General features: G+C 58.6%; 15 protein-coding genes. All 15 read left to right on the top strand.

Features of this window, described 5'->3' with window-relative positions:
- Nucleotides 1-240 precede the first annotated feature (240 nt).
- The 15 genes from ruvC to tilS all read left to right on the top strand — a co-directional run bounded on the left by ruvC (nucleotide 241) and on the right by tilS (nucleotide 13044).
- Nucleotides 241-753 carry a crossover junction endodeoxyribonuclease RuvC gene (gene ruvC, locus CFBP6623_RS18760; RefSeq protein ID WP_003523217.1) on the top strand — a complete coding sequence of 171 codons (513 nt, stop codon included), beginning with the start codon at nucleotides 241-243 and terminating at the stop codon, nucleotides 751-753.
- 29 nt (nucleotides 754-782) lie between these two features.
- Nucleotides 783-1400 (top strand): Holliday junction branch migration protein RuvA, encoded by a 618-nt coding sequence (gene ruvA / locus CFBP6623_RS18755; protein WP_046799902.1) that lies wholly within the window; start codon nucleotides 783-785, stop codon nucleotides 1398-1400.
- 127 nt (nucleotides 1401-1527) lie between these two features.
- Nucleotides 1528-2568: a Holliday junction branch migration DNA helicase RuvB gene (gene ruvB, locus CFBP6623_RS18750; RefSeq protein ID WP_046799901.1), complete on the top strand. Its 1041-nt coding sequence runs from the start codon at nucleotides 1528-1530 to the stop codon at nucleotides 2566-2568.
- The gene (locus CFBP6623_RS18745) at nucleotides 2569-3480 is read left to right on the top strand and encodes a metallophosphoesterase (protein ID WP_046799900.1); all 912 of its coding nucleotides are present in this window, start codon (nucleotides 2569-2571) and stop codon (nucleotides 3478-3480) included.
- Nucleotides 3481-3600: 120 nt separating this feature from the next.
- Nucleotides 3601-4182, top strand: coding sequence for a DinB family protein (locus CFBP6623_RS18740; protein WP_046799899.1), 582 nt, complete (start codon nucleotides 3601-3603; stop codon nucleotides 4180-4182).
- A complete protein-coding gene (locus CFBP6623_RS18735; protein WP_035222231.1) occupies nucleotides 4179-4706 on the top strand; it encodes an NUDIX hydrolase in 528 nt (175 codons plus the stop codon). Before CFBP6623_RS18740 ends, CFBP6623_RS18735 begins: the two co-directional genes overlap by 4 nt.
- Nucleotides 4703-5239, top strand: a complete 537-nt coding sequence (locus CFBP6623_RS18730; protein WP_046799898.1) for an NUDIX hydrolase — start codon at nucleotides 4703-4705, stop codon at nucleotides 5237-5239. The genes CFBP6623_RS18735 and CFBP6623_RS18730 overlap by 4 nt, the downstream gene beginning before the upstream one ends.
- Complete coding sequence (gene ybgC, locus CFBP6623_RS18725) at nucleotides 5236-5676, top strand: tol-pal system-associated acyl-CoA thioesterase (protein WP_046799897.1); 441 nt, start codon at nucleotides 5236-5238, stop codon at nucleotides 5674-5676. Before CFBP6623_RS18730 ends, ybgC begins: the two co-directional genes overlap by 4 nt.
- A 261-nt stretch (nucleotides 5677-5937) precedes the next feature.
- On the top strand, nucleotides 5938-6657 hold the full coding sequence (tolQ, locus tag CFBP6623_RS18720; protein ID WP_003497570.1) for a protein TolQ: 720 nt from the start codon (nucleotides 5938-5940) through the stop codon (nucleotides 6655-6657).
- A gap of 61 nt (nucleotides 6658-6718) precedes the next feature.
- Nucleotides 6719-7180 (top strand): protein TolR, encoded by a 462-nt coding sequence (gene tolR / locus CFBP6623_RS18715; RefSeq protein ID WP_003506238.1) that lies wholly within the window; start codon nucleotides 6719-6721, stop codon nucleotides 7178-7180.
- A gap of 9 nt (nucleotides 7181-7189) precedes the next feature.
- The gene (locus CFBP6623_RS18710) at nucleotides 7190-8371 is read left to right on the top strand and encodes a hypothetical protein (protein ID WP_080842844.1); all 1182 of its coding nucleotides are present in this window, start codon (nucleotides 7190-7192) and stop codon (nucleotides 8369-8371) included.
- Between the two features lie 78 nt (nucleotides 8372-8449).
- Complete coding sequence (gene tolB, locus CFBP6623_RS18705; protein WP_046799895.1) at nucleotides 8450-9763, top strand: Tol-Pal system beta propeller repeat protein TolB; 1314 nt, start codon at nucleotides 8450-8452, stop codon at nucleotides 9761-9763.
- A gap of 210 nt (nucleotides 9764-9973) precedes the next feature.
- Nucleotides 9974-10504: a peptidoglycan-associated lipoprotein Pal gene (pal, locus tag CFBP6623_RS18700; protein WP_046799894.1), complete on the top strand. Its 531-nt coding sequence runs from the start codon at nucleotides 9974-9976 to the stop codon at nucleotides 10502-10504.
- A gap of 158 nt (nucleotides 10505-10662) precedes the next feature.
- Entirely contained in the window at nucleotides 10663-11676 is a 1014-nt protein-coding gene (ybgF, locus tag CFBP6623_RS18695; protein ID WP_046799893.1) for a tol-pal system protein YbgF, read from the top strand.
- A gap of 30 nt (nucleotides 11677-11706) precedes the next feature.
- Complete coding sequence (gene tilS, locus CFBP6623_RS18690; RefSeq protein WP_046799892.1) at nucleotides 11707-13044, top strand: tRNA lysidine(34) synthetase TilS; 1338 nt, start codon at nucleotides 11707-11709, stop codon at nucleotides 13042-13044.
- The last annotated feature ends 38 nt before the right edge of the window (nucleotides 13045-13082 follow it).

The following is a 13082-nucleotide window of genomic DNA, read 5'->3' as shown; positions in this document are numbered from 1 at the left end:
AGCCCCCAATGCCGGATCAGTTCCCGCGCCACGCATGGATGGCGCCATCGGACGGCTGATATGGCGAAAATATTGTGCTGCGGATCATCATGTCCGCAGCTCCCCTTTTGTTGGTTTTGTGGGGGAACAATGCGGTACGCGGTTTAAGCAGAGGTAAATGCTGCATTGCAAATTTGAGCAATGTTGTCGTTTTGTTCACTTATCGCTGGCAGGATCGCAGCCGGAAAGATAAGGTAACTCATGCAAAAGACGATTCGAATCATCGGCATCGACCCCGGACTGCGGCGCACCGGCTGGGGTGTCATCGACACCCTTGGCAACAGCCTGCGGTTTGTCGCTTCCGGCACGGTAACGTCGGATGGTGATATGGACCTCGCCTCCCGGCTCTGCCAGTTGCATGACGGGCTGGCGGACATCGTGCACAGCCACCAGCCCGATGAAGCGGCGGTGGAGCAGACTTTCGTGAACAAGGATGCGGTTGCCACGCTGAAACTCGGCCAGGCGCGCGGCATTGCGATGCTGGTTCCGGCACGGGCGGGATTGCCGGTCTTCGAATATGCGCCGAACGCTGTGAAGAAGGCGGTCATCGGCGTCGGGCACGGCGAAAAGCAGCAAATTCACATGATGCTGAAAATCCTGATGCCGAAGGCCGAATTCAAGGGTAACGATGCAGCGGACGCGCTCGCCATCGCCATCTGCCACGCCCATAATCGCGGCGGTGACAGGATGCGGCGGCTCCTGGCGGCCGGTTGAATATAAGGTCTCATTGAGCGGGCGGCATCATGATCGGAAAACTGAAGGGCAGCATCGAGGAAATCGGCGCGGATTACGTGCTGGTGGATGTGCACGGCGTCTGTTACGTCGCCTATTGTTCGGCGCGCACACTGTCGAAAATCGGCTCCGTCGGGGAGGCGGTGGTGCTGTTCATCGAAACCTACGTGCGTGAGGACCAGCTGAAGCTCTTCGGCTTTCTCTCGGCGCTGGAGCGGGAATGGTTCAACCTGTTGCAGAGCGTGCAGGGGGTTGGTTCGAAAGTGGCTTTGGCCGTCCTTTCCACGCTGTCGCCCTCCGAGCTTGCCAATGCCATCGCGCTTCAGGACAAGGTAATGATTTCGCGTGCGCCCGGCGTGGGGCCGAAAGTGGCGGTTCGCCTCGTGACGGAACTTCGCAACAAGGCGCCCGCTTTCGCCGGGGATGCTTCGGCGTCCATCGGGCTCAAGCAGGAGCTTGGGGAAGGCGTTGCTTCCGCGCCGGTTGCCGACGCAGTCTCCGCGCTCACCAATCTCGGCTATTCGCGTGATCAGGCCGCCAATGCCGTTGCCGCCGCGCTGAAGAATGGCGGCGAGGGCGGGGACAGCGCCAAGCTGATCCGGCTCGGGCTGAAAGAGCTTTCGCGGTAAGAATGGCTGGTAAGCGGGCGTGTAGCCCATACATATCCTGAATTTCGTGAAGCGCGTTGTTGCGATACTCATGATATAGCGGCGGCAGTTACCTGATGAATTCGGCTATAACAATGGAATGCCCTGAATGAGCGATGCGGAGAGACTGATTACCCCGGAAAAGCGCGGCGAGGATATCGACACCACGCTGCGTCCGCAGTCGCTGGACGATTTTACCGGCCAGGCAGAAGCCCGCGCCAATCTCAAGGTATTTATTGAAGCCGCCAAGAACCGGGGCGAGGCGCTTGATCACGTACTGTTCGTCGGCCCGCCCGGCCTCGGCAAGACGACGCTGGCGCAAATCATGGCCAAGGAGCTTGGCGTCAACTTCAAGTCCACATCAGGGCCGGTCATTGCCAAGGCAGGCGATCTTGCCGCGCTTCTCACCAATCTCGAGGAGCGCGATGTTCTGTTCATCGATGAAATCCACCGTCTAAACCCCGCTGTGGAGGAAATTCTCTATCCGGCGATGGAGGATTTCCAGCTCGATCTCATCATCGGCGAGGGACCGGCGGCGCGCTCGGTGAAGATCGATCTTTCCAAATTCACCCTTGTTGCCGCAACGACCCGTCTCGGCCTGCTGACGACGCCGCTGCGCGACCGTTTTGGCATTCCTGTCCGGCTGGCTTTCTACACGGTCGACGAACTGGAACTGATCGTTCGGCGCGGCGCACGGCTTATGGGCCTCAATATGACCGATGAAGGCGCGCGCGAGGTGGCAAGGCGTGCACGTGGCACGCCGCGTATCGCCGGGCGGCTATTGCGCCGCGTGCGTGATTTCGCCGAGGTGGCGCGGGCGGAAGCCGTTACCCGCGAGATCGCCGACGAGGCTTTGACACGGCTTCTGGTCGATAAAATGGGTCTCGACCAGCTGGATATGCGCTATCTCACCATGATCGCCGTCAATTTCGGCGGCGGCCCTGTCGGCATCGAAACCATCGCTGCTGGCCTGTCGGAGCCGCGCGATGCCATCGAGGACATCATCGAACCCTATATGATCCAGCAGGGCTTTATCCAGCGCACACCGCGCGGGCGTATTCTGACCGGGACGGCCTGGAAACATCTGGGAATGCAGCCGCCTAAGGATCTTGAGGCGGCGCAGTTCCGGCTGACGCTGGAGGAGGATTGATTGATTTCCCGCCGCGCCTTTCTGAGGGTTCTTGGGGGTGGCTTTGCGGGTGCCATGGCGCTCGGTTCCTATGCTTTCGGCTTCGAACCGCTCCTTCGGCTTAACGTTACCCGTTATGCGTTGACGCCGCCCGGCTGGCCGCCGGGTCTCAAACTACGGCTGGTGGTGCTTGCTGATATTCACGCCTGCGAGCCTTGGATGTCTGCTGCCCGGATTACTGCCATTTGCAATCATGCCAACAGTCTCGGCGGCGACGTAGTATTGCTGCTTGGTGACTATACCGCTGGTATGAATCTCGTGACGAGCTATGTCCATTCGAGAGATTGGTCGAAGGCTCTTGCGGTATTGAAGGCACCCCTCGGTGTTCATGCGATCATGGGTAATCATGACTGGTGGGAAGACCGGTCGGCGCAGAAAGCCGGTGGCGGTGAAACGTTCGGTCACAAGGCGCTTGCCGATGTTGGCATTGCCGTCTACGGCAATCGTGTCTTGCGGCTGGAAAAGAATGGCCAAGGCTTCTGGATCGCAGGGCTGGAGGACCAGCTTGCATTGTTGCCGGGCAAAAAATGGGATCGCCAAACCATGCGCGGACTCGACGATCTCGACGGTACGCTCATGCAGGTGACGGATGAAGCACCGGTTATCCTTATGGCGCATGAACCGGATGTTTTTCCCAAAGTGCCGTCCCGTGTGGCGTTAACATTGTCCGGGCATACCCATGGCGGACAAATACGGTTTTTGGGACGTTCGCCCGTGGTACCGTCGCGCTACGGCAATCGCTATGCTTACGGACATGTGGTCGAGGACGGTCGCAACCTGATTATCTCGGGCGGCCTTGGTTGCTCCATCGCGCCCGTCCGCTTTGGCGTTCCACCGGAAATCGTGGTCGTTGATCTTGGATCATCCGTCTGAGCTTTTCTGAGCCGCTCGACGATCGACCAGAAAGACGGCGCAAAAGTTCTAAAAAAGCAGATCGGAGCTTGAACGCGTCGATTGAAAACGCCGATATTCGGCGTCAATGGAGGAATCCATATGCCTTACGATCCGCTGCGGATATTCCGCAAACTCTCGCGCAACAACCGCCTAGCCAATTTCCGGCTGCATCAAGCCTGTCTTCAGCTTTCGCAGGAGGAGTTTATCGCTCGTCGTGTCAGCTTCTTTCCAACGCTCCGCGCCACGCTGAACCACATCTACACCGTCGACCGATTCTATATCGATGCCCTCCAGGGCGGGACGCTCGGTCTGGCGGCCTTTGCCACAGAGGAGCCCTTCGCCACGATGCTGGCGCTGCGGAGCGCCCAGATGGAACTGGACGAGGTGCTGATCGCCTTTGTCGACGGGCTCGATGAAGACGGTCTTGCCGCAACCGTCAATATCCATCGCGGCACGCGCATCCAGCAGGATCGCTGCGACGATATCCTGTCGCATCTCTTTCAGCACCAGACGCATCATCGGGGGCAGGCGCATGCCATGTTGTCCGGCACCACGATCAAGCCGCCGCAACTGGATGAATTCATTGTGGGCGATGACGCAAAGGTGAGAAAAGAAGAGATGGATGCGTTAGGGTGGAGGGAAACCGATTTGATGTTTCCAGCCCGCAGGTCCGGACAATGACGCACGATAACAAGACGCAGGACACCCGCATCCGCATGAAGTTCAAGCCGAAACGCATTTTCCAGATGCGTGTCGCAGGGCTGGCGTTTCGTGATGGACACGTGCTGGTGCACCGGGCATCGCATGAAAAATTCTGGACCTTTCCGGGTGGCCGCGCCGAAATGGGCGAGCGCTCCGAGGAAACGCTGGCGCGCGAAATGGTGGAGGAGCTTGGCGTCGAGGCCAAGGTGGGGCGGCTTTTATGGGCGGTTGAGAATTTTTTCCACTACGAGGGCAAGGACTGGCACGAACTCGGTTTCTATTACCTGATGGACTTGCCGGAGACGCTGGCTTTCCATCCCACCGCGATCATCCATCGCGTTCAGGACGGCGATAACGAACTCGAATTCCGCTGGGTCGCGGCAACCCGGCAGGCATTGACGGAGCTTGATATTCCGCCCTATTTCATCGCCGACGAAATAGAACACCTGCCTAAGACGACGAGACATCTCGTCTGGCATGACGGCGATCTGGACGATAAATGACTTCTGCCCCCGAACGCCACATGATCCGGCTGGACCGGAAACCGCAGCTTTTCAGCATGCGCGTCGCGGCGCTTATTTTTCAGAACGACCATATTCTCGTCCAGCGCGGCACCAAGGGCAGTTATTGGGCCTTGCCGGGCGGACGGGCGGAAATAGGCGAAAGCTCGCAGGAAACCATCATCCGCGAGATCGGCGAGGAGCTTGATCGGGATTGTACCGTTGAGCGCCTCCTCTGGTCGGCCGAGAATTTTTTCGCCTATGGCGATTATGCGGCGCATGAGCTGGCATTTTATTATCTGGTTTCGCTTCGCCAGGCCTTTCCTTTCCATGGTAGCGATATCGTGCACCGGGTGCTGGATGGCGTCGAGGTAGAGTTCCGCTGGTTGCCTGCGCAATCTTCCACCCTGCTGGATCACGATCTCAGGCCTCGTTTTATTGCAGACCGCATCGAGAACCTGCCCCAGCGCCACGAGCATCCTATCGTCCGCGAAGGTTGCTTCGATGCGGCCGAACTTTCCAGGGAGACAGTATGAGCGAGCTTATGGTTTCGCTTTCAGGCGAACTCATCGAACATGGGCACCGCCTGACGCAACGCGTCTATTATGAGGACACGGATTTTTCCGGTCTCGTTTATCACGCGCGCTACCTGCATTTTCTCGAGCGCGGCCGCACTGATTACCTGCGTTGCCTCGGCTGCGAGCAGAGCGCGCTTTTGACCGCTGACGAGGAAGGCCTTGTTTTCGTCGTTCATCGCATGGAGATTGATTTCAAGACCCCGGCGCGGATGGATGATGTGCTGATAATCACCACGGTGACCGAAAAGGCCGGTGGCGCAAAAATGGTGCTCAATCAGGAAATCCGGCGCGGCGAAACACTGCTTGTTGCCGCCAAGGTCATCATCGCCGTCATCAATGCCAATGGCCGGCCAAGGCGTCTTCCGGAGACGGTGGCGGAAAAATTCCTGAAGTAATTGACGGCCCCGTCGAGTAAATCCATCCGGCGTGGCCCGGCTGTAACACTCCTTTAACCATAATGGTGTCTTACTTTAGCAACTGGCATTTGTGCGGCGCACGCCTTCCTTTCACCAAATTTATTGGCAAGTAAGGCTTACTGGCAAGTATCGGGGTATGGCAAAGGGGTTAACGGCTGAGGCCGCATGACTTCGAGCGTTAACACGCGTTTGAATCGCCCGGTCCCGTACCGGGCGTTTGGATTCGGGGATTGGATATTTATGGAACAGGCAGGTTTGGCAGCGGCGACGCACGATGTAAGTCTCTGGGCACTGTTTATGCAGGCGGGCCTCATCGTGAAGCTCGTGATGATCGGACTTATCGCCGCCTCGGTCTGGACGTGGGCGATCGTCTTTGACAAATATGTGAGCTTCGGCAAGGCAAAGCGCCAGTTCGACCAGTTCGAACAGGTGTTCTGGTCAGGCCAGTCGCTTGAAGAGCTTTATCGCACTCTGGCGGAACGCCAGAATGGCGGTCTTGCGGCAATTTTCGTTTCCGCCATGCGGGAATGGAAAAAATCATTCGAACGCGGTGCGCGTTCGCCCATCGGTCTGCAGATGCGCATTGACCGGGCAATGGACGTAACGATTGCCCGTGAAGGCGAACAATATGAGGCCCGCCTCGGTTCGCTGGCTACCATCGGTTCGGCAGGTCCCTTTATCGGCCTCTTCGGTACGGTCGTTGGTATCATGACCTCGTTCCAGGCGATTGCCGGTTCGAAGTCCACCAACCTTGCGGTTGTGGCGCCCGGTATCGCTGAAGCGCTTCTGGCAACGGCCATCGGCCTTGTCGCGGCTATTCCGGCGGTTATCGCCTATAACAAGTTCACGGCCGACGCGCACAAGCTTTCCGCCCGTATGGAAGGTTTCGCCGACGAGTTCTCCGCGATCCTGTCGCGTCAGATCGATGAAAAACTTCAGACACGGCAGGCCGCCCAGTAAGCGGCCGCGCAACTTGCATGCTGTGCAATAATTTGCCGCAAGGCAAAATGGAGTAAATAATATGGGTATGTCAGCAGGTGGCAGCGGCGGCGGTTCCGGTGGACGCCGGGGTGGGCGCGGCGGACGGCGCAAAGGCGGCGCGATCAGCGAGATCAACGTGACGCCGCTCGTCGACGTCATGCTCGTGCTGCTCATCATCTTCATGGTGGCGGCACCGATGATGACGGTCGGCGTGCCGATCGATCTGCCGCAGACATCCGCCAATGCGCTGAATTCGGACACGCAGCCGATCACGATTTCGGTCAATGCCAATGGCCAGATCCATTTGCAGGAAACCGAAATCCAGGCGGCCGAGGTGGCCGACAAGCTGCAGGCGATCGCCACGACAGGTTATAACGAACGTATCTTCGTACGGGCGGATTCCGTTGCCGCATATGGCGTCGTCGCCGATGTGATGGCGCGTATCCAGGCGGCGGGCTTCAAGAATATCGGCCTTGTGACCCAGCAGAAACAGGACAATTGACGTAAAACGATGAAGGGCAGCATCACCACATCCGCGATTGTGCATGCGTCGCTTCTGGCTTTCGCCTTGGTTTCCCTGGGCTCGCCGGAACCGCTAGACGTGTCGCAGGCCGAGGCCTTGCCGGTGGAACTGGTGCCTATCGAGGAATTGACCCAGATCCAGCAGGGCGACAAGAACGCTCCGAAAGCGGAGAAGTCGGCCCCTGTTCCGACCACGCGCCCGGATATCGTCGAAAATTCGCAAAACATTGGAAACAACACGACCGATCTTGATGCGCCGCCGACGCCGACTGTCAAGCCTAACGACAATCTCAGCGCGGCTGCTCCGCCAAAGCAGGAAAAGCCGCTTCCCACGGTCGACACTAAGGCAAACGAAGTAAAGGAAATCGTCAAGGAAGAGACCTCGGCTCCGAAGCCGCAGGAAATGGCCGCCTTGCCGCAGACCAAGCCAGAAATCCCGCCGCAGCCGAAGAACGAGCCGCCACCGCAGGAAACCAAGGCGGAAGAACCGCCGCCCGCGCAGCAAGAACCGGCTGAGATTGCCGTACCGCAAAATGTACCGCGCCCAAATGCCCGTCCCGAACCGCCGAAGCCGGAAGAGCCCAAGCAGGCAGAAAACAAGCCTGTGGATCAGAAGCCAGCTGAAAAACCGGCAGAGAAGAAGCCTGATCAGGCAAAATCCACGGACAAGCCTTCCGACAAGAAGCCGGGCGAGAAGAAGCAGGAGACGGCGAAATCCGCCGCGTCGCAGGCAAGTGAATTTAATGCTGATGAGATTTCTGCGCTACTGAACAAACAGGCTCCGTCTGGCGGCGGCTCGAAGCGGGCGACGCAGACGGCTTCGCTCGGCGGCAAGAAGACGATCGGATCAGGTTTGTCGGCGAGTGAAAAAGCCGGCATCGAAGGCCAAATTCAGAATAATTGGTCAATGGTGTCCGGTTTGACCGGTGTTGCGGATGTTCGGGTGAAGATCAGGTTCTCGCTTGATCGGTCGGGCAATATTGTCGGTGACCCGGAGATAACGGCGACGGGCGGACCCGACGGGACAAGGCGTGCGGTGGAGGCAAGTGCGCGACGGGCGATTATGAGGTCTTCGCCGTTTCAAAGCCTGCCCCCTGCCGAAAAATACGATGGCGAGGGCGGGTGGAACACGTTCTCCGCAAACTTTGACCCGTCGCAATTCGCATTATGAGCAAAGAGATTCGGGAATTTAAGCAATGTCTCTGGGATCTCTGTCCAATTTTCGTAAGAAGCTGAAAGGCTTGTCTAAATGATCAAGTGTTCTGTCCTCCGCGCCCTAATGGTTGCAACAGGCATGTTGTTTTCACTCGTTGCCGTTACTCCAGCGAATGCTGTTGTGGAGCTCAACATCAACAAGGGCAATGTACAGCCGCTGCCCATCGCCATCACCGATTTCATCTCGGGCGATGGCATTGGCGCGCAGGTTTCGGCCGTCATCGCGGCCGATCTGCAGCGTTCCGGCCTGTTCGCGCCGGTCAATAAAAGCGCCTTCATCGAAAAGATCACCAATCCGGATCAGCAGCCGCGTTTCGAGGACTGGAAGGTCATCAATGCACAGGCGCTTGTGACCGGCCGCGTGACGCGTGAAAGCGATGGCCGCCTGCGCGCGGAATTCCGTCTGTGGGACACGTTTGCAAACAAGCAGATGGCTGGCCAGCAATTCTTCACCCAGCCTGAAAACTGGCGGCGCGTCGCCCATATCATCGCGGATGCGATCTATGAGAGCATTACCGGCGAAAAGGGTTATTTCGACACCCGCGTCGTTTTCGTCTCCGAAAGCGGCCCGAAGACGGCCCGCAAGCGCCAGCTGTCGATCATGGACCAGGATGGTTTCAACGTCCGCAACCTCACCAATTCGAACGACATCGTTCTGACGCCGCGTTTCTCGCCGAACCGTCAGGAAGTGACATACATGTCTTTCGAGGGTCAGCAGCCGCGCGTTTACCTGCTGCAACTGGAAACCGGACAGCGCGAAGTCGTCGGCAACTTCCCCGGCATGACGTTCTCGCCACGCTTCTCGCCGGATGGCCAAAAGGTCATCATGAGCCTGCAGCAGGATGGCAACGCCAATATTTACACCATGGATCTGCGTTCGCGCACCACGACCCGCCTGACGAACACGTCGGCGATCGATACGGCGCCGTCATTTTCGCCGGATGGTCAGCGCGTCGCCTTTGAAAGCGACCGTGGCGGCCGCCAGCAGATTTACGTGATGAATGCCGATGGTTCCGGCCAGCAGCGTCTTTCTTTCGGCGACGGTTCCTATTCCACGCCGGTATGGTCGCCGCGTGGCGATCTGATCGCCTTTACCAAGCAGTCGGGCGGCAAGTTCTCGATCGGCGTGATGAAGACCGACGGTTCGGGTGAACGCATTCTGACCAGCGGCTTCCACAATGAAGGCCCCACCTGGGCGCCGAATGGCCGCGTGCTGATGTTCTTCCGCCAGAATGCCGGCGCCGGTGGTCCGCAGCTCTATTCGATCGACCTGACGGGCTACAATGAACAGCTCATCAAGACGCCAACCTTTGCTTCGGACCCGGCATGGTCGCCGCTTCTGGACTGATATTGACTGCCATGGTGGCGCCGGCTCGTCCGGCGCCACCATGTTTTTAAGCATGCCACACGGGAAAGCGCCTCTTTCTTGCCGCAAAGTGTTGTGAGGGAGCAAAAAAGTGGGACATTTCCTTTCTGTTAACCATAAGCGTTTGCCGGCTATTAACCGCGATCAGTTAGTGTCTGGCAACGTTATTGAAATTCCAAGGAGAGACCGGCGATGAGCCGTACACACATTTCGGCACTCAGCCCGATGCAGAAACTGGCCCGTAACCCGGCTGTTATCGCCATGACGCTCGCGCTTGCCCTTGCAGGCTGCGCGAAGAAGAACATGCCGAACAATGCCGGTGAACTCGGTCTCGGTGGCGCAGGTTCCGCAACGCCGGGCTCCCAGCAGGACTTCACGGTCAACGTCGGCGACCGCATCTTCTTCGATACGGACTCGACCTCGATCCGCGCCGATGCGCAGCAGACCCTGCAGCGCCAGGCCCAGTGGCTTGCCCGTTATCCGAACTACGCCATTACGGTCGAAGGCCATGCCGACGAACGTGGTACGCGTGAATACAACCTGGCGCTCGGCGCCCGTCGTGCGGCTTCGACCCGTGACTTCCTGGCTTCCCAGGGCGTTCCGGCAAACCGCATGAAGACGATTTCCTACGGCAAGGAACGTCCGGTCGCCGTTTGCGACGACATCTCGTGCTGGTCGCAGAACCGCCGCGCCGTGACAGTTCTTGGTGGCGCGGGCATGTGATTGCCTGACGTTATTGTGATCTTGAATGGAAGGCGGTCTTCGGGCCGCCTTTCGTTTTTTTCATAGTTTGGCCGAAGTTAAGTTGCTTTTTTGGTTGATATGGAAAAAATCCGGCTTGCGCCATTCCGGTGCAAATCAGTTAAGGCAGGACGAATGAGATGAAGAAACTTGTCGTGGCGGGAATGCTGGGGCTTGCAGCCTGCACCGGCTTGAGCGGCATCGCCGTTTCGGGTCCGCTGTTCGGTGCGGGGGGTAGCTTCGGCACGATCAACTCTCAGCAGCCCCCGGTCATCCGGGTTCAGGCCAACGAAGCCTATCGGGTTCAGCAGCTTGAAGAGCAGATCCGGCAGCTCAACGGCCGTATCGAAGAAATGAGCTTCCAGCTTTTGCAGATGCAGGAAACGATCCGCAAGGCGCAGGAAGACAATGAATTCCGCTTCCAGGAACTGGAAAGTGGTAATGCCGGCGGCAAGGGCGCAAGTCCTACAGCGCCGAAAAAGAAGGCGGAGGCCAGTCCGGTAAGTCCGGCCACGCCGCCGACCGACGACGTTGCAACGATCATCGAAACGCCACCCGAGGGTGGCGCTTCCGTTTCGCCGTCTGCTCCATCCAATGCACCGACAGGCGCACCGGGCGAGACGACGCTCGGCTCGATCGAGCTTGATTCCAAGGGAATGCCGATCGGTGGGACGCTCAATCAGGGCGCCAACAATTCTTCCGGCAGTCTTCCCGGTGTGACCACCGGCAATACGCCGCGCAAGACCGATCCGGTCAACACGGCGGCGCTGACCAGCGAGAGCGATATTTATCAGGCCGCTTACGGCCACGTTCTTTCCGGCGATTACAGGCTGGCGGAGCAGGGGTTCCAGCAATACCTGCAGGGTTATCCCAAAGGAACCAAGGCTGCGGATGCGAGCTTCTGGCTGGGCGAGGCGCAATATTCGCAGGGCAAGTTCAACGAGGCGGCAAAAACCTTCCTCAATGGTCATCAGGCCTATGGCAAATCGCCAAAAGCTCCGGAAATGCTGATGAAGCTCGGCATGTCGCTTGCAGCTCTCGACAATACCGAAACCGCCTGCGCCACGCTGCGCGAGGTGCCGAAGCGTTATCCCAGTGCGTCGAAGACCGTACTGAACAAGGTTGCGAGCGAACAGAAGCGGCTGAGCTGCTGATCTTTTTCCTGCCATGGTGGCGGTCTTTCCATGCCGGTTGATGCCCGCATTCTAAGCGAGAACACAGTTGCGCCGCTTGCGGCGGCAAGGTGTTTCGTCGAAAATTTCCGTAAACCCACTCATATCCTCGTCGCAATCTCCGGCGGCAGTGATTCCACCGGCCTGTTGCTGGCATTACATGAGGTAATGACGGAGGCGGGTTGCGACGGATTGCGGCTTTCCGCCATTACTGTCGACCATGCGCTGAGAGCGGAATCCGCCGATGAGGCCCGCAAGGTTGCCGCGCTTTGTGCAGAACTGAATATCTTTCATGCCACGTGCCGATGGGGTGGCGTCAAGCCGGCTGCCGGCATATCCGAAGCATCCCGTCTTGCCCGCTACCGCCTGATCGCCGAGATCGCCCAGGAGGTCGGCGCCGATCTCGTCGTGACTGGGCATACGATCGGCGACCAGCGGGAAACCGTGGCGATGCGTGCCGCCCGCAGCGCGGGGGCTGACAATCTCGGCCTCTCCGGCATGGCGGACGCGGTATTATACGATGGGCGCTATTGGATCATGCGGCCGTTCCTGAAATGCGAGAGGCAGGCAATCCGCGACTACGTATCATCCCGCTCGTGTGGCTGGTTCGATGATCCGAGCAACGAAAATACAAAATATGAGCGCGTGCGCGTGCGGCAGGCGTTGCCCGATTCTCCGGTGCAGCCTGACGCGGAGGCCGCCGTCAAAAGGCAGGCGCTTTCTGAAAAAAGCGCCGATTTCCTGCGCGACCACGCGCAAATCTTTCATGCCGCAGTCGCCAGATTGCCGGTGGACAACAAGCTGGTCGATCCCCCCGAGTTCCGATACGGGCTGGCGGCGCTCATCGCCACGCTTGGCGGGAGGGCCTATTTTCCAGCTGCAAATAGCATGGCGCGAGTTCTGCAATTTCTCAAAGCCGGTGAAAACGGTCGGATGACAGTCGGCCGCGTTCTGCTCGATCGCAGACGGGATGGGCTTTATATCTTCCGTGAGCAGCGAAACCTGCCGGAGCTTCGTCTCGAGGTTTCCGAACAGGGGCTGTGGGACGATCGTTTTTTTGTGAGGAACGGACCCACATTTCCGATCCGCGTTGCCGCAGCCAGTGTCGGCGGTGCTTCGGAAGCGGCCCGGCTTTTTCCTTCGGTGCCGCCCGGGGTGGCAAAATCGGCGATGGCGGGCCTGCCGCAAATCGCCGCAGCGGTTGCCGGATCGAGCTCCCTTGAGGGCGGCGTTGAGATTACGCCAAGGCTTGCACCGTTTGATCTTTTCCTGCCGCGTTTCGACCTTGAGTTGGCGAATGCAATCGCAATTTTATTCGGCCGCCCGGCATATCCACAGCCCCCGGTTTAAATCGGGCCTCTTTTTCGTGAATTGCCTTGGAATACTTT

Origin of the sequence: Agrobacterium tumefaciens, from assembly GCF_005221385.1 — a bacterium.
In the GTDB taxonomy this organism is placed as follows: Bacteria; Pseudomonadota; Alphaproteobacteria; order Rhizobiales; family Rhizobiaceae; genus Agrobacterium; species Agrobacterium tomkonis.
This window is presented reverse-complemented; position numbering and strand designations above follow the sequence as displayed.